Source organism: Pseudomonas sp. WMBT8, assembly GCF_050916005.1.
GTDB lineage: Bacteria > Pseudomonadota > Gammaproteobacteria > Pseudomonadales > Pseudomonadaceae > Aquipseudomonas.
Window position 1 is genome coordinate 1010021 of record NZ_CP188096.1, and the last position, 24187, is coordinate 1034207.

Consider the following 24187-nt stretch of genomic DNA (forward strand, 5'->3'; position numbering starts at 1 on the left):
CTTCGTTTGGAAAGGATGTTTCTTATGAGGCGCTTGTTCTGTTTGGCTGCGATTGCGGCCGTCGTGGTGGGACACTCGGTTTCGGCCCAGGCTGCCGGCCTGGAGTTTGCGGTGGGGCATACCAGCGATTCGACCATGACTTATCGTCTTGGCCTGCAATCGGACTGGGACAAGAGCTGGTGGCAGAGCAATGTGGGGCGCCTGACTGGCTACTGGAGCGGCGCTTATACCTTCTGGGACGGTGACGAACGGGCGAGTGTCAGCAGCCTGTCGTTTTCGCCGGTGTTTGTGTATGAATTTGCCGGTGAGTCGGTCAAACCCTACATCGAAGCGGGGATCGGCGTGGCGCTGTTCTCACGCAGCCGGGTCGAAGACAACAACATTGGCGGCGCTTTCCAGTTCGAAGACCGCCTGGGCTTTGGCTTGCGCTTTGCCGGTGGGCACCAGGTGGGGATCCGTGCCACCCACTATTCCAACGCTGGCATCAGCAGCCACAACGATGGTATCGAGAGCTATTCGTTGAACTACACCATGCCGCTCTGATTTTCCCAGCACAGCAGAACCCATGTAGGAGCGGGCTTGCCCGCGATGCAGACGACTCGGTGCTTCAGACAAACCGAGGTGATGCTATCGCAGGCAAGCCAGCTCCCACATTTGCCCTGGGATCAGCGGTAGACCGTCGCAATCCCCAGGCGCTCTTCAAGGCACTCCGGCGCGCCCATCTCGAATTCCCGGCAAATCAGCGGTCGTTTCTCATAGATCGTGCACATCATCGTGTCGCGATCCAACGCCGCGCACCAGCCGTCGTCCAGGCGCAGCATGACTTCGCCGCCCCAATCGTCCGTATCGATAAAGCGATCAGGCACGCCAGTGTCGGTGATCAGCATGACTTCCAGCTGGCAGCAGCAGGCTGCGCACGTGGAGCAGGTGACGGCAGGTTCGGTGATTTGGGTGTGAGGGATGGTGGTCATAGGCGCGCAGTGTAAGGCAAGCCGGTCTAGCGCGTGTGAAAGCTCTGACAAACGTCAGCGCGCGAGCCGGTGCAGGCCAGGAAATACCACAGCCCACAGCAGCGCGATTGCCACCAGGGTTGGCACGGTGGCAAAGCCGAAGCTCACACCGGCCAACTGGCTGCCGGCGTAGTACGACAGCGGCCCGCCCGCAGCTCCGAGCAGGCTTGCGCGCCACCAGGGCCGGGCGCTCCAGGCCAGGCAGTGGCGTAGGGTGGTCGCCAGCAGCGCCCACAGCAGGATCAGCCACGCAGGAATCAACGGGCCTGGATCACTGAATTCAAACACCCCGAGCGTGCGCAGCAGCGTGTCCAGCAGGGTGCCCAGCACGGTCACGCTCAAGATCAACCGCCACTCAACGGCCCACGAAGTTATCCACAGCAGGTGGACCGCCAGCACGCCCAGCCCGACCAAAAACCACAGGCTGTCACCACCGATCACACAGGCAAACCAACCGCACTGGAACAACGCGGCATTGGCCAGGTTTTTAAGCATTGAAGCGCCCGAGCAACGGTTGTGTCACCGCGCAGGGCTTGGCCAGCAGCAACTGCGCGGTGCCGATGGTGCGTTCCATAAAGCCGCCTTCGCAGTAGCACAGGTAGAACTCCCACAACCGCAGGAAGTATTCGTCGTAGCCCAGTTCCGTCAGTCGACCGTGGGCGCGGCGAAAGTTCTCATGCCACAAGCGCAAGGTTCGCGCGTAATGCAGGCCGAAATCCTCCATGTGCAACAGGTTCATATCGGTGTCGCGGCTGACGATCTGCAACATCTTCTGCACACAGGGCAAGGCACCGCCGGGGAAGATGTAGCGCTGGATGAAGTCGACGCTGCCCTTGGCCTGTTCATAACGTTGTTCGCGAATGGTGATGGCCTGCAACAGCATCAACCCGTCGCTCTTGAGCAAGTGCGCGCATTGCTTGAAGTAGGTGGGCAGGAAACGATGGCCCACGGCCTCGATCATTTCGATGGACACCAGCTTGTCGTACTGCCCGCTCAGGTCGCGGTAGTCCTGCAATAGCAGCGTCACCTGGTCCTGTAGTCCCAAGGCCTGGATGCGCTGTTCGGTGTAGGCAAATTGCTCCTTGGACAAGGTGGTCGTGGTGACCCGGCAGCCGTACTGCTGCGCTGCATACAGGGCCATGCTGCCCCAGCCGGTGCCGATTTCCAGCAGGTGGTCCGATGGCTTGAGTGCCAGTTTCTGGCAAATGCGCTCCAGCTTGTTAAGTTGTGCCTGCTCCAGCGTGTCGTCGGCGGTAAGGAACTGCGCCGCCGAATACATCATGGTCGGGTCAAGAAACTCCTGGAACAGGTCGTTACCCAGGTCGTAATGGGCGGCGATGTTTTTTTGCGAGCCCTTGCGGGTGTTGCGATTGAGCCAGTGCAGGCCTTGGGTGAGTGGGCGGGCCAGCTTGGCCAGGCCGCCTTCGAGGGCGTCCAGTACATCGAGGTTGCTGACCATCACGCGCACCACGGCGGTCAGGTCCGGGCTGCTCCAGAACCCATGGATAAACGCCTCGCCGGCGCCGATGGAACCGTTGGCGGCCACCAGGCCCCACACCGCCGGGTCGAGGATCTGGATCTCCCCCAGCAAGTGCGCTTCCCGTGCGCCGAACACCTGGCGCTCGCCGTCCTCGATCACCACCAGTTGGCCATGGCGCAGCTTGCCGAGTTGGCGCAGCACGGCTTTGCGCAACAGCGCGCCGGTCAGGCCGTTGACGTTCAGGCGGTTGGATTTGACCGATAAGCTAGGGGATTTCATGGCGACGATCCTTGGGATAGCCAATTGCACAGGCGCCATCGGCGGCCTGATGGGGAAAAATCGGTGTGCGTTTAAAGAGCAGGCGCAGCGCTTGCCAGTAGATGGCCAGGCAGGTCTTGGCGGTCATCCACGGAAAGCGCCGCAAGTAGCGATGCAGGCTGGCGCGGTCGAGGGCTTCGCGTTGCAGGCTCAAGGTGGCATCGAACACCTTGGTCTCGCCTTGCCAGTCGGCCATATGCACGCCCAGGCGCTGGCTCGGCGGGCTGAAGCTCATGCGGTATTCCAGGTCTCGGGGCAAAAACGGCGACACATGAAACGCCTTGGCCACCGCGAAATGCTGATGCTCGCCAACCGCCAGGGCCTGGGCCGGCAGCACGTAGTGATAACGCTCGCGCCATGGCGTGTTGGTCACTTCACAGACAATCGCCGCCAGTTGCCCGTCGGCCTCAAAGCAATAGAAGAAACTCACCGGGTTGAACGCCAGGCCCCAACTGCGGGCCTGGGTCAGCAGGCAGATGTTGCCCTGGGGGGTATGCCCCAGCGCCGTGCCGACCACTTGGCGCACGGCATCGATCAAGCAGGTGCCGTCGCGGGTCAATTCACGCAGGTAATCCTGCTGGCGAAACGCAAAGGGCGCGAAGCGGCCATGACCTGCTAAGGGCGACAGCCCCAGCACCTGTTCCTGTTCGCTCAGATCCAGGTACAGCAGGCCAATGCGATAGCGAAAGGCATGGCCTTTGGGGGTGAAGCGCCGGTGGGCGATCCAGCCGCTGTAGAGCGCGCTGTTCACAGGGTTTCCCCAAAGGCTTGGGCCACGCGCAGGGCGCTGACCACGCCATCTTCATGAAAACCGCTGGCCCAGTAGGCCCCGCAATAATAGGTGTGCCGGGTGCCATGCAGTTCTTCCCAGCGCGCTTGCGCCGCCACTGCCGCCAGGCTGTATTGCGGATGGGCATAGGTATAGCGGGCGAGAATCTTCAGCGGGTTGATAATCGCCGTCTGATTGAGGCTCACACAAAAGGTGGTGGGGCTGTCGATGCCTTGCAGGATGTTCATGGCATAGGTGACGGCTGCCGGCTTGTGCGTGCTGGCGTCCATCCGATAGTTCCAGCTGGCCCAGGCCAGGGGGCGATCGGGCAGCAAGCGGGTGTCGGTGTGCAGGGCCACGTCATTGTCGGCGTAGGTTATCGCCCCAAGAATCTGCTGCTCCGCCTGGCTGGGATCGTCCAGCAGGGCCAGGGCCTGGTCGCTGTGGCAGGCGAAGACGACCTTGTCGAAAATTTCACGGCCATCGGCACTGTGGATAACCACGCCTTCTGGCGTGCGCTCGACTTTTTGCACCGGGCAGTTGAGGCGGATCTGCTGGCCAAACGAGCGGGTCAGCGGCTCGATGTAACGACTGGAGCCACCCTCGATCACGCACCACTGCGGCCGATTGTTCACCGACAGCAAGCCGTGGTTCTTGAAGAACCGCACGAAGAACTGCAGCGGGAACCCGAGCATGTCCGCCAGGGGCATCGACCAGATGGCTGCGCCCATGGGCACGATGTAGTGGCGGATAAACCGCGGGCCGTAGTTGCCCGCCTGCAAGTATTCGCCCAGGGTCATCTGTGCGCTGATGCGCTGCTCCTGCAAATCCAGGGGCGCCTGGCGATTGAAACGCAGGATGTCGCGCAACATGCCCCAGAAACCCGGGGACAGGAGATTGCTGCGCTGGGCGAACAGGCTGTTGAGGTTGTTGCCGTTGTACTCGACATTTTCCTCAGGGTCGCACACCGAAAAACTCATTTCGGTCGGCTTGAACGGCACGCCGATCTGCCCCAGCAGGCGGATGAAGTTGGGGTAGGTCCAGTCGTTGAACACAATAAACCCGGTGTCCACCGCATACCGCGTGCCCTCGACGGTCACGTCTACCGTATGGGTATGGCCGCCAATCCGGTCGGCGGCTTCGAACACCGTGATGTCGTGACGGCGGCTGAGCAGATAGGCACTGGTCAGCCCGGAAATACCGCTGCCGATTATGGCGATCTTCACAGGTCGTCCTTCTGCGGCGGCGGGCTGCGCAGCATGCGTTTGCCGATGATCAGTTGCGCGCGGTTCGGCAGTTTCGACAGTGGCCACAGTGTGGCGATGAACAGCGCTGGGAAGGCGATTTCCAGCGGGCGTTTTTCCAGTTTGCCGAAAATATGCCGCGCGGCCTTGTCGGCCGGCCAGCTCAGGGGCATGGGGAAATCGTTGCGTTCGGTCAGTGGCGTATCGACGAAACCGGGGCTGACTACCGTGACATCAATGCCTTCGGGAGACAGGTCGATGCGCAGGGATTCGAACAAGTAGCGCAGGCCGGCCTTGGACGCGCCATAGGCTTCTGCGCGGGGCATCGGCAGGTAGGTGACGGCACTGGCGACCCCCACCAGGTGCGGGGTGTGACCGGCACGCAGCAGCGGCAGCGCGGCTTCGATGCAATAACTGCTGGCCAGCAGGTTGGTGCGCACCACGTGTTCGATAATCGACGCATCGAACTGCCGGGCATCCACGTACTCGCAGGTACCGGCATTCAGGATCACGGTGTCCAGGGCGCCCCAGGTCTGTGCGATCTGCTCGCCGATTTCCCGTACGACCTGGCTGTTGGTCAAGTCTCCGGCCACCACCAGCACTTGGCCGGGGTAACGTTGGGCCAGTTGTTCCAGCGGCGCCTTGGAACGTGCACTCAGCGCCACCTGCGCGCCACTGCCGAGCAACTCTTCGGCCAGGGCGGCACCGATGCCACTGCTTGCTCCTGTCAGCCAATAACGGCGTGGCGATTTCAGGCTCATGCCATTCTCCCTTTCAACCAACGGACCAGCCGGCCAAGTACCGGCAGGTGTTCGTAAAGCAGCGCTCCAGCATCAAAGTAATCGCGGTGCCGGTAGACCTTGTCGTGCCATAGCAGGTGGGAGCAGCCTTGCACCTGAATCTGTTGGCCGCCCGCCAGGCGCGGGTGGCAGAAACTCATGGTCCAGCGTAGATAACCCTCGCCTTCGGCCACGTGGTCGAAGCCGTGGAAGTCAAAATGCAGTTGATTGACGTTGCTGTAAAGCTCGGCGAAATACGCATTCAGCGCGCTGATGCCGTGGACCTGGTGCAGTGGATCGCTAAACGATATGTCCTGGCTGTACAGGCTGTCGAGCCGGTGCAGGTTGTGTTTGTTAAGACCGGCGAAAGACTCGGCAAACTGGCGCAGGAAATCACTCATACCCACCTCCTGCCGCCTGGCGCGGGGGCAGGGCACGAAAGGCCGCCAGCGCCCGCTCGCGGGAAGACTTCAGGTCGACGATGGGCCGTGGGTAGTCGGCCACGCCAAACAGGCCGCCGACGGCGTCGGGGTTGTGCACTTGCTTTTTGTTCAATCCCGCCAGTTGCGGCAGCCACTGCTTGATAAAACGTCCTTCGCCGTCGAATTTCTCGGACTGGCTCAACGGGCTGAAAATGCGGAAATACGGCGCCGAGTCGGTACCGGTGGACGAACTCCACTGCCAGCCGCCGTTATTGGCCGCCAGGTCGCCGTCGATCAGGTGCCGCATAAAAAAGCGCTCACCCTCGCGCCAGTCGATCAAAAGGTTCTTGGTCAGGAACATCGCCACCACCATGCGCAGGCGGTTATGCATCCAGCCGGTTTCCAGGAGCTGGCGCATCGCGGCGTCGATGATCGGCAGGCCGGTGCGCGCCTCTTGCCAGGCGGCCAGGTCGGCGGGGGCGTGGCGCCAGGCCACGGCTTCGGTTTCCGGGCGAAAGGCACGATGGCGCGACACCCGTGGGTAGCCCACCAGAATATGTTTGTAGAACTCACGCCACAGCAGCTCGTTGATCCAGGTGATTGCACCGATATCGCCGCTTTCGAATTCGCCCTGATTGCTTTGCAGCGCCGCATGCAGGCACTGGCGCGGCGATACCACGCCAGCAGCGAGGTACGCGGAGAGTTGGCTGGTGCCGGGCTTGGCCGGAAAGTCGCGTTCGTCCTTGTAGTAGCTGATCTGGGCATCGGCAAATTGCCCGAGGCGCCGCTGTGCCTCGTCTTCACCGGCCGGCCACAGGGCGCGCAGGGTGTCGCTGGGCGGGATGAATCCTCTGACCTGTTCGGGAACCTCGTCGCTGGCCAGTGCCAAGGCCGCCTGGGCCTTGGGCGTCGGCACCCGGCGTGGCAGGGCACTGTGCAGGCGGTTGTAACAGACCTTGCGAAACTGGCTGAACACTTGGAAGTAGGTGCCGGTCTTGGTCAGTACGCTGCCGGGTTGGAACAGCAGTTGGTCCAGGTAACTGTAAAAATCCACCCCTTGTGCTTCCAGGGCCTGGGCTACGGCGGCATCACGCCGGCTTTCGTGGATCCCGTACTCTTCGTTGGCGTGGACGGTCTCGACCGCCAAGGCCTGGCACAGCTCGACCAATACCTGTGGCACTTGATCCCATGTATCCGCGTGGCGGATCAGCAGTGGGATATTCAATTCACCCAGGGCCAGGCCCAGACACTTGAGGTTGCGCAGCCAAAAGTCGACTTTGCACGGCGCATCGTCATGGGCCAGCCATTGCTGCGGCGTGATCAGGTACACCGCCGCCGTCGGCCCACGCTGGCAGGCAGCAGCGAGGGCGGTGTTGTCATGTAGGCGCAGGTCGCTGCGCAGCCAGATCAGGTGCATTTAAAGAAGCCCACGCTGGATCAGGAGCTGATGGGCCGACAACGGGTCTTCGGCCAGCAACAGTTCAGGGATGTCTTGGGTTAATACCGCCAACTCGGCCTGGTGGATGCACACCGTTGGTCCGGCGAGGAGGATTGGGCAACTACTGCCGCTCAAGAGTTTCGGCAGCGCCGCCAGATTGATGGCCTTGCTGGAGTAGAGCACCACGGCGCGTGGTTGCAGGTGTTCGACCGCCAGGGCCAGTTCGCCGGTGGGCAACGGCCAGTCGAAGACTTCCACCGGGCAATCGGCGCTGCTGGCCAACCAGGCGCTCAACCACAGGTGCGGCTCCAGCGGCAGGTCGCAATGGTTGATCAGCAATAACGGGGAGCCACTGAGTTGGCGATTGTTGTGATACATCCGCGCGCCAAATTTGCTGCGCAGCCAAGAGTGGAAAAACACCCGCTCCATCTGCGCGCCGAACTGGCCTTGCCAGCGCTGTTCCAGTTCCTTGAGCAGAGGCAGCAACAGTTGCTCGCACAGGGTGCGCGGCGGGTAGAGGGCCATGGCCTGGTTGAACACATCATCGACCCGGCGCTCGGCCAGTTGGCTGATGGCTTGCACCAGGGTCTGGCGCAGGCCCTGCCATTCGTTTTCGCCGCTGTCGTCCACCGGCTGGGCGCTGTCGATCAACTGCTTGACCTGGCTGACCGGCACGCCACGGTTGAGCCAGGTCAGGATGGCCTGGATGCGCTGCACATGCTCGGTGTTGAACAGCCGATGGCCCTTGGGCGTGCGCTGCGGCACGATCAGGCCATAGCGCCGTTCCCAGGCACGCAGGGTCACGGCGTTGACCCCGGTCTGGCGCGCCACTTCGCGAATCGGCAGCCAGCCTTGTTCCAGGGCCTGGGCGACGTCTTCGACGGGGTGGGTGGGGTGGTGCAGGGAAGCATTCATGGGTTAGATCGCATTACGCAGGCTGAGATTTTCCGGATGCGGTTGCAGGTAGGCCTGCTGCGCGATGTAGCGGTCCGGATGTTGGCGAAAGTGATGTTTGAGCAAGGTCAGCGGCACCACCAGCGGCACGATGCCGTGGCGGTATTGGCCGATCAGGGTTTGCATCTCCTGTTTGTCCTCGGCGCTGAGGGCTTGCTTGAGATAGCCGCTGATGTGCTGCAGCACGTTGGAATGGGTGCCACGGGTGGCGCACTTTTTCAGGGCGCTCATCAGCTCGCTGAAATAGTCCCTGGCCAAGGCATGCAGGTCGCAGCCCTTGCCCATGCTGCCCAGCAGATGGCCGAGGCTTTTGTAGTGGGCCGGGCTGTGGGCCATCAGCAGGTATTTGTAGCGCGAGTGAAAGGCCAGCAGGCGGTGGCGGGTCAAGCCCTCGGCCAGTAGTTGCTGCCAGCTGGCATACACAAACACCCGGGTGAGGAAATTTTCGCGCAGCACCGGGTCATGCAGGCGGCCATCTTCTTCCACCGGCAGATTGGGGTGGCGGGCACAGAATGCCTGGGCATAGATGCCGCGCCCGCCGCCATCCACCGGGGTGCCATTGTCGCGGTAGACCTTGACCCGTTCCAGGCCGCACGACGGTGACTTCTGCATGAAGATGTAGCCGCACAGGTCGGTGTGCTCGGCGGCCATGTCCTGGCCGTAGGTGTCCAGCGCGGCGGTCACGTTCAGTTCGCGGTGCACCGTGCCCACGGCTTGCGGTTGCTGCGGGTCTCCCACCAGGCGAATCGGCTCACGGGGGATGCCCAGGCCGATGGCCACTTCCGGGCACAGGGGCACGAAGTCGAAGTAGTCACCGAGGGTCTGGCTGCACAGAGGGGATTGTTTGTGCCCGCCATTGAAGCGCACGTTCTCGCCGAGCAGGCAGGCGCTGATGGCGATCTTGGGTTTGCCGGTGGCGGACACAGGGGTGGACATGGCAAAACCTCTACAAGATTCCTGTACAAAATGTAATTTCTGTACAACTTAATCTCATCATAGGTCTGAAGCTATACAAGTCAAATTATTTGTACAGGTTTTTACTGCCAGCCGATTTTCCACTGCCCGGCATCTTGCAGGCTTTGCCAGGCCAGGCGCTCTGCGCGACGGGTCAGGACCGCTTGCAGTTCTATCTCCAGCACGCGGCCTTGTTCATCGCGAAACAACTCAGTGACCAGGAAATGCTTTTCCTTGTGCCGAGGCTGGGTGGCGGTCCATTTCGAGAGCAGCAATTTCGCCGGGTTGATGCGCTTCATTGCAGGTGCTCAAGCAGGCGCCGCGCGGCTTCCTGGCCGCTGAGCCATGCACCTTCGACCCTGCCTGACAGGCACCAGTCGCCGCATACGTAGAGGCCCAGGTCGGCATCCGCCAGCACTCCCCATTCATGGCTGCCCGCCGGGCGGGCGTACAGCCAGCGGTGGGCGAGGCTGAAGGAGGGCGCCGGCATGCTGCAATGCAGCAGTTCGGCAAAGGCGCCGTGGAGCAGTTCGATGATGGCTTCCTTGGGCAGGTCCAGGTGCCTTTTGCTCCAGGCACTGGTGGCGTGCAGGATCCAGGTGTCTGGCGTGGCGTCACGCCCTGGTTTGCTGCGGTTGCGGGCCAGCCAGTCGAGGGGGCTGTCTTGTACGAAACAGCCTTCCATCGGCGTATCCAGCGGCGTGTCGAAGGCCAGGGCGACAGCCCAGGTCGGGTCCATTTTCACCCCGGCCGCCGTGCTCGCCAGTTTGGGCGCCGCCGCCAGCAATGCCGTGGCCTGGTGGGCCGGGGTGGCGATGATCACATGGCTGAAGGGGCCATGGTTGCCGCCGTCGGCGTCCAGCAGGTTCCAGTGTTGCTGGCCCTGGAACACTTCGGTGATCCGGCAGCCAAACTCCACCGGCAGGTCATCCAGCAATGCACGGGTGATGGCGCTCATGCGCGGGGTGCCGACCCAGCGGGTCTGTTCGTCGGGGGAGGGGCTCAGTTGGCCGGATTGGCAGTTGTAGAGTTGCGGTTCCCACTCGGCGGCCCAGCCATTGGCTTGCCAGCGTTGCACTTCATTGACGAAGCGCCGGTCGCGCGCGGTGAAGTACTGCGCGCCCAGGTCCAGTGCACCGGCCTCGCTGCGCTTGCTGGACATACGCCCGCCACTGCCACGGCTTTTATCGAAGAGTTGTACAACGTGCCCGGCATCTTTTAACGCTCGGGCGGCCGAAAGTCCGGCGATGCCGGTACCGATGATCGCGATGGGAACAGTCATGGGAGGCCTCGTTTTACCGTTGGGTACAGACTACGCCGACACCAATAGCTGTACAATATTGTTTTTTGGTATAAGTTTCGGCATGCCTGAATGTGTCGCGTGACCTATGGTTAAACCCAGGTCGCGGCCGATTAAAAAGATCCCTGCTTATAAAATAGACCAGCGATGCCCGGCCAACGTTACAGGAGGAAGATCTCATGCATATTTTGCTGACCGGCGGTACAGGTCTGATCGGCCGCCAGCTCTGCCAGCACTGGAGCGCCCAGGGGCATCGGTTGACGGTCTGGAGCCGCAACCCCGCGCAGGTCGCCACGTTGTGCGGTGCGCAGGTGCAGGGCGTGGCCCGTTTGCAGGATGTGACGCAGCCGGTGGATGCCGTTATCAACCTGGCCGGCGCGCCGATTGCCGACCGCCTCTGGACCCACAAACGCAAGGCGCTGCTGTGGAGCAGTCGCATCAGCCTGACGGAAACCCTGCTGGCCTGGCTTGAAGGCCTGGCGGTAAAACCTGCGGTATTGATCAGCGGTTCGGCGGTGGGCTGGTACGGCGATGGCGGTGAGCGCGAGCTGACCGAAGCCAGCGGCCCGGTGCAGGACGATTTCCCCAGCCAGTTATGCATTGCCTGGGAAGAAACCGCCCAGCGCGCCGAAGCCTTTGGCCTGCGGGTGGTGCTGGTGCGTACTGGCCTGGTGCTAGCGGCGCAGGGCGGCTTTTTGTCGCGGCTGTTGCTGCCCTTCAAGCTGGCGCTGGGCGGGCCTATCGGCAACGGTCGGCAGTGGATGCCGTGGGTGCATATCAAGGATCAAATCGCCCTGATTGATTTTCTTCTGCACAAACCTGACGCCAGCGGTCCTTATAATGCCTGCGCGCCGCAGCCGGTGCGTAACCGCGAGTTCGCCAAGACCCTGGGCCAGGTGCTGCACCGCCCGGCGTTCATGCCGATGCCGGCGTTTGCCTTGCGGGTGGGTTTGGGCGAGTTGTCCGGGCTGATGCTGGGCGGGCAGAAGGCGTTGCCCGAGCGGTTGTTGGCCGCCGGTTTCACTTTTCAGTTCACTGAGTTGCACGCGGCCCTGGACGACTTGTCCAGCCGCCTCTAGAGATAGGATGTTGCATGACGGATCACGCGTTGTTACTGGTCAACCTGGGCTCACCGGCGTCCACTTCGGTGGCCGATGTGCGCAGCTACCTCAATCAGTTTTTGATGGACCCGTATGTGATTGACCTGCCGTGGCCGGTCCGGCGCTTGCTGGTGTCGCTGATCCTGATCAAGCGTCCCGAGCAGTCGGCCCACGCCTACGCCTCGATCTGGTGGGATGAAGGCTCGCCGCTGGTGGTGCTCAGCCGTCGCCTGCAACAGCAGATGACTGCAGAGTGGACCCAGGGCCCGGTGGAGCTGGCGATGCGCTATGGCGAGCCGTCGATTGAGAGCGTGCTGACTCGCCTTGCTGGCCAAGGTATCCACAAAGTCACGCTGGCGCCGTTGTATCCACAGTTTGCCGACAGCACCGTGACCACGGTGATCGAAGAAGCGCGGCGTGTGGTGCGCGATCAGCAGCTCAACCTGCAGTTCTCGATCCTGCAACCGTTCTACGACCAGCCGGAATACCTCGACGCCCTGGTGGCCAGTGCCAAGCCGCATTTGCAGCAGGATTACGATCACCTGCTGTTCAGCTTCCACGGCCTGCCGGAGCGGCACCTGAACAAGCTCAACCCCGGGCATTCCCTGGAAGGCGCGGGCGACTGCTGCGCCAATGCGTCGCCGCAGGTGCGCACCACCTGTTATCGCGGGCAGTGCTTCAGCGTCGCCCGCGATTTTGCCGCGCGCATGGGCCTGGCGGACGATAAATGGTCGGTGGCGTTCCAGTCGCGCCTGGGCCGGGCGAAGTGGATCGAACCCTACACCGAGGCCCGCCTGGAGGCCTTGGCCCAGCAGGGGGTGAAGAAGTTGCTGGTGATGTGCCCGGCGTTTGTCGCCGATTGCATCGAGACCCTGGAAGAGATTGGTGATCGCGGCCTGGAGCAGTTCCGCGAAGCCGGCGGTGAGGAGTTGGTGCTGGTGCCGTGCCTCAATGATGATCCGCAATGGGCGGCGGCGCTCAATACCTTGTGCGAAAGAGCGCCTGTCAGCCTCTAGTGTGGGGGCTTGTGTAGGAGCTGGCTTGCCTGCGATGCAGGCACCTTGGTGTGTCATTCATACCAAGGTGATGCTATCGCAGGCAAGCCAGCTCCCACACAAGTCAGCCCCAGGCAAGTCCTACACAAGCAGGCTCCCACATGGCTTCAGTGGTGTTCACTCATGATGGGGCTGGCCGAGGAAGGTCAGTGAGCTGAACAGCGCGCGCGCCTGTACCTTGCTGTCACCCTTGACCGGCACTTCTGTCTGCGCCGCAATCACATTCAACGCCTCGTTGCGCACCAGTACCTGGGCCCGGCCATCCTTGTCGGTCTCGGTGCTCAGGGTATTGGGCGCGCTGCGGTAGTCACCAATCAACTTGATCCCGGCGGCAGGCTTGCCGTCGATCAGCACCCGTACGGGCAGCGATTGGCCGGGGCCGACGGTCAGCGGGTCGACCTCGGGCACAATCACCATTCTCAATTGATCCAGCTTGGGCAGCTTGGCCCCGGCCTGATAGATCGCCAGGCTGTACTTCAGGGCCTGGGTGGTTTCGACGGCGCCAGGTACCTGGCTGCGGCCCTTGTTCACCCACTTCTTGTCCGGGGTTTGCGACCACAAGCCGTTATCAAAGGCCACCGCCAGCACGGCAGGCGGCTTGAGCGGTTGCAGGCGCGCCTGATCGTCCAGGCGCTGCAGGGTCACCGGGATCATCCGGCCACTGGAGTCGTAGGCCCAGGCGCCGCTGACTTTCCTCGCCTTGAAGGCTTCATCCTCGGCACCGTGGCCGTAGACCACCTCGACATGGCCCCGGCGTTGTTCGGTCCACAGGCCATGGGCCGAGACCTGGGTGGCGAACAGCAGGCCGAGCACGGCCAATGATTTGAGCGCTTGCATGGTGAGGTCCTTTTACAGGTTGAGGGTCAGGCTGACGGTGAAGTTGCGCGGCTCTCCGGGGTTGACCCAGTAGTTGCTGTAGGAGCGCTCGTAGTACTTTTCGTCGAACAGGTTGTTGAGGTTCAGGCCCACGGTGACGTTATCGCTGGCCTTGTAATGGGCCAGCAGGTCGACGGTGTGGTAGGCCGGCAACTCGAAGCTTTTACCGGCCTCGCCCGAACGGTCGCCGACGTAGGTAAACGCCGCGCCCAGGTCCGAGCCACGCAGGGCGCCATCCTGGAACTCGTACACGCCCAACAGGCTGCCACTGCGCTTGGCCACGCCGAGAATGCGGCTGCCGGTGGGGATCTCTTTGTCGCCCTTGGTCACTTCGGCATCGATGTAGGCAAACGCGCCAATCACCCGTACGGCATCCGTCAGTTGCCCAGTCAGTTGCAGGTCGAAGCCCTGGCTGCGGGCCTTGCCGATGGCGCGCTTGGTGTCGGTGGCCGGGTCCGTGGCCAGGGTGTTTTCCTTTTCGATATGGAAGGCGGCCAGGGTAGTGCTCAGGCGGTCGTCGAACAGCTCGCTCTTGATCCCCACTTCATAGCCGATGCCTTCCTCGGGCTTGAGGAAATTGCCGGCTGCGTCCAGCTCACTTTGCGGTTTGAACGAGGTGGAGGCGTTGGCAAACAGGCCCACTTGCGGGGTCAGTTGATACAGCAGGCCCGCCCGTTGGGTCATGACATCGTGGGTTTTCTGGCTCTTGGCACCGTTACGGGTGAAGTCCTTCGAGCTTTGCTCGACATGCTCCAGGCGCACGCCAACCACACCGCGCAGGCGGTCGGTAAAGACGATCTGGTCTTGCAGGTTCAGCGCCTGGCTTTTCACCTGGGTGAAAAAATCACTGCCGGTGCGCTCGCCATTGGGCTTGGGCTGGCCATAGACCGGACGGTAGATATCAATCGGGTAACGGCCGGCGATGGCGGTCACCCGTTCTTTCTTGCGGTAGTCCTCGTACTCGGTGCCGATCAGCAGTTCATGCTGCCAACTGCCCACCTCGAACAGGCCGCGCAACTCCAGTTGGGTGATGCTGTCGTGCCAACCCATGGAGCGTTGGCGGTAGCGGCGGTTGATAGTATGGCCGTCGGCATTCAGCGCGCGGTTTTCCGACGCTTCGCCCCACAGGCTGCCCTGTTTGTAGTGGCTGGCCAGGCGCAGCTTCCAGGCATCGTTCAAGTGATGTTCGAGGGTGGCTTGCAGGCGGTTGTTGTGGTTGTCGATATCGCCGTCGTTGGGCTCGCCGAGGAAGGTCGAGCGGGACATGCCGCTCCAGCGGTTGTTGGGGGCGACGAGGCCGCGGTCGAAGGTCGAGCTGTGGCGCACGAACTCACTTTCCACCAGCAGGCTGGTGTCCGGGTCCAGTTGCCAACTGAACGAGGGCGCGACAAACACTCGCTTGCTCTGCACATGGTCGCGGAAGCTGTGGTTGTCCTCCACTGCCAGGTTGACCCGCGACAGCACATTGCCTTCGCTGTCCAGCGGGGTGTTCATGTCGATGGCGGTACGGTAGCGGTCCCAGCTGCCGGCGCTGGTCTGCACGGTGGTGAAGGCTTCGGCTTGGGGCTTCTTGGTGACGATGTTCACCGTGCCGCCGGGATCGCCACGGCCATACAGGCTGGCGGCGGGGCCCTTGAGCACTTCGATGCGTTCGATATTGGCCACGTCCGGCGTGCTGGGGTAGCCGCGGTTGGCGCTGAAACCGTCCTGATAGAACTGCGAGGTGGTGAAGCCACGAATGCTGTATTCGTAAAGGGTCAGGCCACCAAAGTTGTTCTGCTTGGACACGCCGCCGGCAAATTCCAGGGCGCGCTCGACGTTGTTGCTGCCCAGGTCCATGAGCACCGTGGCGGGAATCACACTGATCGATTGTGGGATATCGCGCAGGGCCGTGTCGGTCTTGGTCGCGCTGGCCGAACGGGTTGCGCGGTAGCCCTTGACCGGGCCGGTGGCGGACTCATAGGCCTCGCCGGTGATGCTGGTGGTGCCCAGTTCAAGGGGGTGGGTGTCTTCTGCAAATACCGGGTCTACCAGTAATCCCAAGGCGAGACCGGCCAGGGGCGCAAACTTTCGAGACGTCATGGTCTAACATTCCAATATCAATATTGAAATAATATAACATGACTATTGAGAGTGTATCTCTTTAAGGGTCGCCGTTTATTCCTGCTCTTTCACCGTTGCCGGTGCCGGCGGCGGGCGCAGGCCCACTTCGGCCAGCAGCTTGATTTCCTTGCCGTTGCGCATCACCTGGATCGCGACCTTTTCCGTCGGTTTGATTCGCGCCACCTGGTTCATCGAACGCCGGCCGTCGCCCGCCGGTTCGCCGTCGATACTGAGGATCACATCGCCCACCTGCATCCCGGCCTTTTCCGCCGGGCCGCCGCGCAGGATGCCGGCAATCACGATGCCTGGGCGCCCGGTCAGGCCAAAGGACTCCGACAGCTCCTTGGTCAGCGGCTGCACTTCAATCCCCAGCCAGCCGCGAATCACCTGGCCGTGCTCGATGATCGACTTCATCACTTCCATCGCCAGCTTGACCGGGATCGCGAAGCCGATGCCTTGGGAGCCACCGGATTTGGAGAAGATCGCGGTGTTGATGCCGGTCAGGTTGCCACTGGCATCCACCAGCGCGCCGCCGGAGTTGCCCGGGTTGATCGCCGCGTCGGTCTGGATGAAGTCTTCGTAGCTGTTGAGGCCCAGCTGATTGCGCCCGGTGGCGCTGATGATGCCCATGGTCACCGTCTGGCCGACGCCGAACGGGTTGCCGATCGCCAGCGCCACGTCACCCACTCGCAGGCCCTCGGAGCGGCCGATGGTGATGGACGGCAGGTTCTTCAGGTCGATCTTCAGGACGGCAAGGTCGGTTTCCGGGTCGCTGCCCACCACCCGCGCCAGGGTTTCGCGGCCATCACGCAGGGCCACGACAATCTGGTCGGCGCCGGTGCTCACATGGTTGTTGGTCAGGATGTAGCCTTGCGGGCTCATGATCACCCCGGAACCGAGGCTCGACTCCATGCGGCGCTGCTTGGGCGAGTTGTCGCCGAAAAAGCGCCGGAACTGTGGGTCTTCGAACAGTGGGTGCGCCGGTTTATTGATGACTTTGGTGGTGTACAGGTTGACCACCGCAGGCGCGGCCACCACCACCGCATCGGCGTAGGTCACCGGGCCCTGTTGCACCGCGCTGGTTTGCGGCGCCTGTTGCAGGTTGACGTCCAGGCTTGGCAGGCCGACCCATTGCGGATAACGCTGAATGATCAGCATCGCGATCAGCACGCCGGCCAACAATGGCCATCCAAAATAACGCAGTGCCTTGAGCATCAAGTAAGTCCTGACAGGTTGCAGGGGGCGCGGGAGCGCCCATAATGTCGCGCATTATACGAGGCCGCGAGCGCCTCTGAACGGGATATTTAGGAGTCTTTTATGGCCGTCGCCCTGAGCACCTTGGTTGAAGAAGCGGATCGCTACTTGAACAGCGCGAAAATTGCCGATTACTGCCCCAATGGCCTGCAGGTCGAAGGCCGGCCGCAGGTGTTGCGCATTGTCAGTGGCGTGACCGCCAGCCAAGCGCTGCTCGACGCGGCGGTGGAGGCCAAGGCCGACCTGGTGCTGGTGCATCACGGCTATTTCTGGAAAGGCGAAAGCCCGTGCATCACCGGCATGAAGCAGCGCCGCCTCAAGACCCTGCTCAAGCACGACATCAGCCTCTTGGCCTACCACCTGCCGCTGGACCTGCACCCGGAAGTGGGCAACAACGTGCAATTGGCCCGCCAGTTGGACATTACCGTCGAAGGCCCGCTGGACCCGGACAACCTCAAGGTCGTGGGGCTGGTGGGCTCCCTGGCCGAGCCGCTGTCGGCGCGGGATTTCGCCCGGCGCGTGCAGGAAGCCATGGGCCGCGAGCCGTTGCTGATCGAAGGCAGCGCGATGATCCGCCGCGTGGGCTGGTGCACCGGCGGCGGCCAGGGCTACATCGACCAGGCCGTGCTGGCCGGGGTGGATTTGTACCTCAGCGGCGAAGCCTCGGAGCAGACCTTCCACAGCGCCCGGGAAAACGACATCAGCTTTATCGCCGCCGGCCATCACGCCACCGAGCGTTATGGCGTGCAGGCCCTGGGCGACTACCTGGCCCGGCGCTTTGCCCTGGAACACCTGTTTATCGATTGCCCCAACCCGATCTAAGCCCCCATTGCGTCCACTGTAGGAGCCGGCTTGCCGGCGACAAGGCCCTTGAGTCATGCATTGATTTCAAGGACGCCATCGCCGGCAAGCCGGCTCCTACGGGGCGATGTACGGCCAAACGAGGCGGTATATCCATATACCGTTTCGATCTAGCTGGCTCCCTGAATAGAAGAAGGTGCTGTGCTAGCATGCCCCGCTCGAACACGGCCCGCAGGCCGTCCAAAAAGAATCGTTTTTCCGTGAGTAGCCATGGTCGATAAACTGACGCATCTGAAACAGCTGGAGGCGGAGAGCATCCACATCATCCGTGAGGTTGCCGCCGAGTTCGACAACCCGGTGATGCTCTACTCCATCGGCAAAGACTCCGCCGTGATGCTGCATCTGGCGCGCAAGGCATTCTTCCCGGGCAAGCTGCCGTTTCCGGTGATGCATGTGGACACTCAGTGGAAATTCCAGGAAATGTACAAATTCCGCGACCGCATGGTCGAGGAACTGGGCCTGGAGCTGATCACCCACGTCAACCCGGACGGCGTGGCGCAGGGCATCAACCCGTTTACCCACGGCAGTGCCAAGCACACCGACATCATGAAGACCGAAGGCCTGAAACAAGCCTTGGACAAGTATGGTTTCGACGCAGCGTTCGGCGGCGCCCGTCGCGATGAAGAGAAATCCCGCGCCAAAGAGCGCGTGTACTCGTTCCGCGACAGCAAGCACCGCTGGGACCCGAAAAACCAGCGTCCGGAGCTGTGGAACGTCTACAACGGCAACGTCAACAAGGGCGAGTCGATCCGCGTGTTCCCGCTGTCCAACTGGACCGAGCTGGATATCTGGCAGTACATCTATCTGGAAGGTATCCCGATCGTGCCGCTGTACTTCGCCGCCGAACGCGAAGTGATCGAGAAGAACGGCACGCTGATCATGATCGACGACGAGCGCATCCTCGAGCACCTGTCCGACGAAGACAAAGCCCGTATCGTCAAGAAGAAAGTACGTTTCCGTACCCTTGGCTGCTACCCGTTGACGGGTGCGGTGGAGTCCGAAGCCGAGACGCTGACGGACATCATCCAGGAAATGCTCCTGACGCGAACTTCCGAGCGCCAGGGCCGTGTCATCGACCACGATGGCGCCGGCTCGATGGAAGACAAAAAACGTCAGGGTTATTTCTAAGGGGTTGTCATGTCGCACGTATCTGATTTGATCAGCGAGGACATCCTCGCCTACCTGGGCCAGCACGAACGCAAGGAAATGCTGCGCTTTCTGACCTGTGGCAACGTCGACGACGGCAAGAGCACCCTGATCGGGCGCCTGCTGCACGACTCGAAGATGATCTACGAAGACCATCTGGAAGCCATCACCCGCGATTCGAAGAAAGTCGGCACCACCGGTGACGATATCGACCTGGCATTGCTGGTCGACGGCCTGCAGGCCGAGCGTGAGCAGGGCATCACCATTGATGTGGCCTACCGCTATTTCTCCACCGCCAAGCGCAAATTCATCATCGCCGACACCCCCGGCCATGAGCAGTACACCCGCAACATGGCCACCGGTGCGTCCACCTGTGACCTGGCGATCATCCTGGTGGACGCGCGCTACGGCGTGCAGACCCAGACCCGTCGCCACAGCTTTATCGCCTCGCTGTTGGGCATCAAGCACATCGTCATCGCGATCAACAAGATGGACCTCAACGGTTTCGACGAGAGCATTTTCGAGTCGATCAAGGCCGATTACCTGAAGTTCGCCGATGGCATTGCGTTCAAGCCGAGCACCATGGCCTTTGTGCCGATGTCGGCGCTCAAGGGCGACAACGTGGTGAACAAAAGCGAGCGTTCGCCGTGGTACACCGGCCAGTCGCTGATGGAGATTCTCGAAACCGTCGAGATCGCCAACGACCGCAACTACACCGACCTGCGTTTCCCGGTGCAGTACGTCAACCGTCCGAACCTGAACTTCCGTGGTTTTGCCGGCACCCTGGCCAGCGGCATCGTGCACAAGGGCGACGAAGTCGTAGTGCTGCCGTCGGGCAAGAGCAGCCGCGTCAAATCCATCGTCACCTTCGAAGGTGAACTGGAGCACGCAGGCCCAGGCCAGGCCGTGACCCTGACCATGGAAGACGAGATCGACATCTCCCGTGGCGACCTGCTGGTGCATGCCGACAACGTGCCGCAAGTCACCGATGCCTTCGACGCCATGCTGGTGTGGATGGCCGAGGAGCCGATGCTGCCGGGCAAGAAATACGACATCAAGCGCGCCACCAGCTATGTGCCGGGTTCGATCACCAGCATCGTGCATCGTGTGGATGTGAACACCCTCGAGGAAGGCCCGGCCAGTGCCTTGCAGTTGAACGAGATCGGCCGGGTCAAGGTCAGCCTCGATGCGGCCATTGCCCTGGACGGTTACGCCAGCAACCGCACCACCGGCGCCTTTATCGTGATCGACCGTTTGACCAACGGCACCGTGGCTGCGGGCATGATCATCGCCCCGCCGGTCAGCCATGGCAGCGCCGCGCAGCACGGCAAGTTGGCCCATGTGGCCACCGAAGAACGCGCCCAGCGCTTCGGCCAGCAGCCGGCCACCGTGTTGTTCAGCGGCTTGTCGGGCGCTGGCAAGAGCACCCTGGCCTATGCGGTCGAGCGCAAACTGTTCGATATGGGCCGTGCGGTGTTTGTGCTGGATGGGCAGAACCTGCGCCATGACCTGAACAAAGGCCTGCCCCAGGATCGTGCCGGGCGTACCGAGAACTGGCGGCGTGCGGCCCACGTGGCGCGTCAGTTCAACGAAGCCGGCCTGCTGACCCTGGCGGCCTTCGTCGCACCGGATGCCGAAGGCCGGGAACAGGCCAAGGCGTTGATCGGCAGTGACCGCTTGCTCACGGTCTACGTGCAGGCCTCGCCGCTGGTGTGTGCCGAGCGTGACCCGCAAGGCCTGTACGCCGCCGGTGGGGATAACATCCCTGGCGAGTCGTTCCCGTACGACGTGCCGTTGAATGCTGACCTGGTGATCGATACCCAGGCACTGTCGCTGGACGACAGCGTCAAGCAAGTGCTGGAGCTGTTGCGCCAGCGCGGCGCGATCTAAACCTCGCCGCCACAAAAAAGCCCGCCACCGAGCACTCGGTGGCGGGCTTTTTTCACACTCTAAAGGTCAACACCGTCAATGTGGGAGCTGGCTTGCCTGCGATTGCAGGAGGCCAGGCAATGCACTTACCTCTGACAGACCGCTATCGCAGGCAAGCCAGCTCCCACATAGTGATCACCTATTGCCTGGGTACTCGATGTGAAGTCGGCTCAGCAGAGCATCCTTGTCTTCCCATAACTGGTTGATCCAGCCCTGGAACGCCAGCCGATATTCCCCATCCTGCTCATAATTCTTGCCAATGAACTCGGCCGGGATCTGCACCTCTTCAAACTGCACCACCACCTCCTGCACATTGCCGCACAGCAAGTCCCAGAAACCCGGGCGGCCGCCCGGATAGTGGATTGTCACGTTGACCAATGACTTCAACTGCTCACCCATGGCATCCAGCACAAACGCAATGCCACCAGCCTTGGGCTTGAGCAGGTAACGAAACGGCGACTGCTGCTGCGCATGTTTGCCTGGGGTGAAGCGTGTGCCTTCGGCAAAGTTGAAAATACCCACCGGGTTGTCGCGAAACTTCGCACAGGTCTTGCGGGTGGTTTCCAGGTCCTTGCCTTTCTTCTCCGGGTGTTTTTCCAGGTAGGCCTTGGTGTAGCGCTTCATGAAGGGGAAACCCAGCGCCCACCAGGCCAGGCCAATCACCGGCACCCAGATCAGTTCCTGCTTGAGGAAAAACTTCAGCGGGCGGATCCGCCGATTGAGCACGTACTGCAGCACCATGATATCGACCCAGCTCTGGTGGTTGCTGGTCACCAGGTACGAGTGCTGGTAGTCCAGGCTTTCCAGGCCCTTGAGGTGCCAGCGTGTGCGGCGCACCAGGTTCATCCAGGTGTTGTTATTGCTGATCCAGGCCTCGTGGGTCTGGTTCATCAGCCATTCGCTGAAGCGCTTGGCGAAGGGCAGTGCCTTGAACAGCGCGACGATAAACAGGAATGAACACAGCAGAATTGTGTTCAACGCCAGCAACAGCGAGGCGATTACCCCACGCAGGGGGGCAGGCAGGAATTCCAGCATTTAGGCATCCATAGGTCGGTTGGCGGCTTGAATCGCGGTCAGGGCGATGGTGTAAACGATATCGTCCACCTGGGCCCCACGGGGCAGGTCGTTCACGGGTTTGCGCAGGCCTTGCAGCATGGGGCCGAGGCTGACGCAATCGGCACTGCGTTGCACCGCCTTGTGGGTGGTGTTGCCGGTGTTGAGGTCGGGGAATACAAAGACCGTGGCCTTGCCCGCCACCAGGCTGTTGGGCGCCAGTTGCCGGGCGACGTTTTCGTTGGCGGCGGCGTCGTACTGCAACGGGCCGTCGATCAGCAGCGAGCTCTGTTGCTCGTGGGCCAGCAGGGTGGCTTCGCGGACTTTCTCCACTTCCTCGCCACTGGCCGAGTCACCGCTGGAATAGCTGATCATCGCCACGCGTGGGGTGATGCCGAAGGCGGCGGCCGAGTCGGCGCTTTGCAGGGCGATTTCCGCCAGTTCCGCAGCGCTTGGGTGTGGGTTCATCACGCAGTCGCCGTAGACCAGCACTTGTTCAGGGAACAGCATGAAAAACACCGATGACACCAGGGTGCAGCCCGGCGCCGTTTTAATCAGCTGCAAGGCCGGGCGGATGGTATTGGCGGTGGAGTGGATGACCCCGGAGACCAGGCCGTCTACTTCATCCAGCGCCAGCATCATGGTGGCGATCACCACGGTGTCTTCCAGTTGCTGCTCGGCCATCGGTGCGTTGAGGCTTTTGCTCTTGCGCAGCGCCACCATGGGCTCGACATAGCGCTCGCGGATCAGGTCCGGGTCCAGAATTTCCAGGCCTTCAGGCAGCTCGATGCCATGGGCGCGGGCTACGGCTTGGACATCGGCCGGCTTGGCCAGCAGCACGCAACGGGCAATGCCGCGGGCCTGGCAGATGGCGGCGGCTTGCACGGTCAGCGGCTCGCTGCCTTCGGGCAACACAATGCGCTTGTTGGCGGCCTGGGCGCGCTGGATCAACTGATAGCGGAACACTGCCGGCGACAGGCGCATCTCCCGTGGCGTACCGCAACGCTGGTGCAGCCAGCGCGCATCCAGGTGGCTGGCGACGAAATCGGTGATGATCTCCGCACGTTCGCGGTCATCAATCGGGATTTCCTTGTTCAGGCTGTTGAGCTGGTTGGCGGTGTCATAGGAGCCGGTACTCACCGACAGCACCGGCAACCCGGCCTGGAATGCGCCTCGGCACAGGTCCATGATCCGTGGGTCGGGCAGGGTGTCGCTGGTCAGCAGCAGGCCGGCCAGGGGCACGCCATTGATCGCGGCCAGGCTGACGGCGAGGATGATGTCGTCGCGATCCCCCGGCGTCACCACCAGCACGCCGGGCTTGAGCAGCTCCACGGTGTTGCGCATGGTGCGCGCGCAGATGATGATTTTGTTCATGCGCCGGGTTTCATAGTCGCCGGCGTTGAGCACTTGCGCGCCCATCAGGTCGGCCACATCGCGAGTGCGCGGGGCGTTGAGCTCGGGCTGGAACGGGATGCAGCCAAGCAGGCGGAAATCGCCACTGCGCAGCAACGGCGAATGCTCCTTGAGGCGGGCGGCGAAGGCCTCCATGCTCTCGTCGGTCTGCACCTTGTTGAGGATCACCCCCAGCACTTTCGGGTCTTTCGGGCCGCCGAACAGCTGCGCCTGCAATTCCACACGGCCGGACAGTTCGGTCAGCACCTCGTTTTCCGGGGCCGAGACGAGGATGACTTCGGCATCCAGGCTTTTTGCCAGGTGCAGGTTGACCCGTGCCGCATAGCTGGCGCTGCGGGTCGGCACCATGCCCTCGACAATCAGCACGTCCTTGCCCACGGCCGCCTGTTGATAAAGGGTGATGATTTCTTCGAGCAACTCATCGAGCTGGCCATCGCCGAGCATCCGCTCGACATGGGCCAGGCCCAATGGTTGCGGTGGTTTGAGGCCATGGGTACGGGCCACCAGCTCGGTGGAGCGCTCAGGCCCCGTGTCGCCGGGATGGGGCTGGGCAATGGGCTTGAAAAAGCCGACTTTCAGCCCGGCCCGTTCAAGGGTACGCACCAGCCCAAGGCTGATGGAGGTCAGACCCACACCAAAATCGGTGGGAGCGATAAAAAAAGTCTGCATGCGAATTCTCTGAAGGTGCATGGCTTCGGTGGTGCGCTATGGCTGCGCGCCGACCGGGAA

The 24187-nt window shown here is 62.1% G+C and carries 23 protein-coding genes; 6 read left to right on the top strand and 17 right to left on the bottom strand.

What is annotated here, in order from left to right:
- The first annotated feature begins 24 nt into the window (after positions 1-24).
- Positions 25-543, top strand: coding sequence for an acyloxyacyl hydrolase (locus ACO77H_RS04315; protein ID WP_432755046.1), 519 nt, complete (start codon positions 25-27; stop codon positions 541-543).
- Between the two features lie 122 nt (positions 544-665).
- Here the strand turns inward: ACO77H_RS04315 and ACO77H_RS04320 are convergent, their stop codons facing one another.
- The 12 genes from ACO77H_RS04320 to ACO77H_RS04375 form a co-directional block, all read right to left on the bottom strand.
- On the bottom strand, positions 666-971 hold the full coding sequence (locus ACO77H_RS04320; RefSeq protein WP_169954862.1) for a YkgJ family cysteine cluster protein: 306 nt from the start codon (positions 969-971) through the stop codon (positions 666-668).
- Positions 972-1025: 54 nt separating this feature from the next.
- On the bottom strand, positions 1026-1505 hold the full coding sequence (locus ACO77H_RS04325; protein ID WP_432755047.1) for a DUF2878 domain-containing protein: 480 nt from the start codon (positions 1503-1505) through the stop codon (positions 1026-1028).
- Positions 1498-2769, bottom strand: coding sequence for a class I SAM-dependent methyltransferase (locus ACO77H_RS04330; protein ID WP_432755048.1), 1272 nt, complete (start codon positions 2767-2769; stop codon positions 1498-1500). The genes ACO77H_RS04325 and ACO77H_RS04330 overlap by 8 nt, the downstream gene beginning before the upstream one ends.
- Positions 2756-3559, bottom strand: coding sequence for a DUF1365 family protein (locus tag ACO77H_RS04335; RefSeq protein ID WP_169954865.1), 804 nt, complete (start codon positions 3557-3559; stop codon positions 2756-2758). Before ACO77H_RS04335 ends, ACO77H_RS04330 begins: the two co-directional genes overlap by 14 nt.
- Positions 3556-4803, bottom strand: a complete 1248-nt coding sequence (locus tag ACO77H_RS04340; protein ID WP_432755049.1) for an NAD(P)/FAD-dependent oxidoreductase — start codon at positions 4801-4803, stop codon at positions 3556-3558. Before ACO77H_RS04340 ends, ACO77H_RS04335 begins: the two co-directional genes overlap by 4 nt.
- Complete coding sequence (locus ACO77H_RS04345) at positions 4800-5582, bottom strand: SDR family NAD(P)-dependent oxidoreductase (protein ID WP_170043033.1); 783 nt, start codon at positions 5580-5582, stop codon at positions 4800-4802. The genes ACO77H_RS04340 and ACO77H_RS04345 overlap by 4 nt, the downstream gene beginning before the upstream one ends.
- Positions 5579-6001 (bottom strand): nuclear transport factor 2 family protein, encoded by a 423-nt coding sequence (locus tag ACO77H_RS04350; RefSeq protein ID WP_169954868.1) that lies wholly within the window; start codon positions 5999-6001, stop codon positions 5579-5581. Before ACO77H_RS04350 ends, ACO77H_RS04345 begins: the two co-directional genes overlap by 4 nt.
- The gene (gene phrB, locus ACO77H_RS04355; protein WP_432755050.1) at positions 5994-7439 is read right to left on the bottom strand and encodes a deoxyribodipyrimidine photo-lyase; all 1446 of its coding nucleotides are present in this window, start codon (positions 7437-7439) and stop codon (positions 5994-5996) included. The genes ACO77H_RS04350 and phrB overlap by 8 nt, the downstream gene beginning before the upstream one ends.
- Complete coding sequence (locus ACO77H_RS04360) at positions 7440-8375, bottom strand: MerR family transcriptional regulator (protein WP_169954870.1); 936 nt, start codon at positions 8373-8375, stop codon at positions 7440-7442.
- 3 nt (positions 8376-8378) lie between these two features.
- A complete protein-coding gene (locus ACO77H_RS04365; RefSeq protein WP_432755737.1) occupies positions 8379-9338 on the bottom strand; it encodes a YbgA family protein in 960 nt (319 codons plus the stop codon).
- A gap of 113 nt (positions 9339-9451) precedes the next feature.
- Complete coding sequence (locus tag ACO77H_RS04370; protein WP_169954872.1) at positions 9452-9667, bottom strand: TIGR02450 family Trp-rich protein; 216 nt, start codon at positions 9665-9667, stop codon at positions 9452-9454.
- Complete coding sequence (locus ACO77H_RS04375; RefSeq protein WP_169954873.1) at positions 9664-10650, bottom strand: NAD(P)/FAD-dependent oxidoreductase; 987 nt, start codon at positions 10648-10650, stop codon at positions 9664-9666. Before ACO77H_RS04375 ends, ACO77H_RS04370 begins: the two co-directional genes overlap by 4 nt.
- A gap of 197 nt (positions 10651-10847) precedes the next feature.
- Between ACO77H_RS04375 and ACO77H_RS04380 the strand changes: the two genes are divergently transcribed.
- Positions 10848-11747 (top strand): TIGR01777 family oxidoreductase, encoded by a 900-nt coding sequence (locus ACO77H_RS04380; RefSeq protein ID WP_432755051.1) that lies wholly within the window; start codon positions 10848-10850, stop codon positions 11745-11747.
- A gap of 14 nt (positions 11748-11761) precedes the next feature.
- A complete protein-coding gene (gene hemH / locus ACO77H_RS04385) occupies positions 11762-12784 on the top strand; it encodes a ferrochelatase (protein ID WP_432755052.1) in 1023 nt (340 codons plus the stop codon).
- A 156-nt stretch (positions 12785-12940) separates the two neighbouring features.
- Here hemH and ACO77H_RS04390 read toward each other — a convergent pair whose 3' ends face one another.
- From ACO77H_RS04390 to algW, 3 genes are all read right to left on the bottom strand, one after another.
- A complete protein-coding gene (locus tag ACO77H_RS04390) occupies positions 12941-13660 on the bottom strand; it encodes a DUF4198 domain-containing protein (RefSeq protein WP_432755053.1) in 720 nt (239 codons plus the stop codon).
- Between the two features lie 12 nt (positions 13661-13672).
- Positions 13673-15781, bottom strand: a complete 2109-nt coding sequence (locus ACO77H_RS04395; RefSeq protein WP_432755054.1) for a TonB-dependent siderophore receptor — start codon at positions 15779-15781, stop codon at positions 13673-13675.
- A 75-nt stretch (positions 15782-15856) separates the two neighbouring features.
- Positions 15857-17017 (bottom strand): Do family serine endopeptidase AlgW, encoded by a 1161-nt coding sequence (gene algW, locus ACO77H_RS04400; protein ID WP_169954878.1) that lies wholly within the window; start codon positions 17015-17017, stop codon positions 15857-15859.
- 102 nt (positions 17018-17119) lie between these two features.
- On the opposite strand from algW, the gene ACO77H_RS04405 reads away from it, so the two are divergent.
- From ACO77H_RS04405 to cysN, 3 genes are all read left to right on the top strand, one after another.
- The gene (locus ACO77H_RS04405) at positions 17120-17878 is read left to right on the top strand and encodes a Nif3-like dinuclear metal center hexameric protein (RefSeq protein ID WP_169954879.1); all 759 of its coding nucleotides are present in this window, start codon (positions 17120-17122) and stop codon (positions 17876-17878) included.
- A 249-nt stretch (positions 17879-18127) separates the two neighbouring features.
- On the top strand, positions 18128-19045 hold the full coding sequence (gene cysD, locus ACO77H_RS04410) for a sulfate adenylyltransferase subunit CysD (RefSeq protein WP_029295601.1): 918 nt from the start codon (positions 18128-18130) through the stop codon (positions 19043-19045).
- A 9-nt stretch (positions 19046-19054) separates the two neighbouring features.
- Complete coding sequence (cysN, locus tag ACO77H_RS04415; RefSeq protein WP_169954880.1) at positions 19055-20953, top strand: sulfate adenylyltransferase subunit CysN; 1899 nt, start codon at positions 19055-19057, stop codon at positions 20951-20953.
- Positions 20954-21127: 174 nt separating this feature from the next.
- Here the strand turns inward: cysN and ACO77H_RS04420 are convergent, their stop codons facing one another.
- Both ACO77H_RS04420 and pta read right to left on the bottom strand, forming a co-directional pair.
- Positions 21128-22027 carry an acyltransferase gene (locus ACO77H_RS04420; RefSeq protein ID WP_169954881.1) on the bottom strand — a complete coding sequence of 300 codons (900 nt, stop codon included), beginning with the start codon at positions 22025-22027 and terminating at the stop codon, positions 21128-21130.
- The gene (pta, locus tag ACO77H_RS04425) at positions 22028-24127 is read right to left on the bottom strand and encodes a phosphate acetyltransferase (RefSeq protein ID WP_169954882.1); all 2100 of its coding nucleotides are present in this window, start codon (positions 24125-24127) and stop codon (positions 22028-22030) included. It abuts the gene before it with no gap.
- Positions 24128-24187 lie beyond the last annotated feature (60 nt).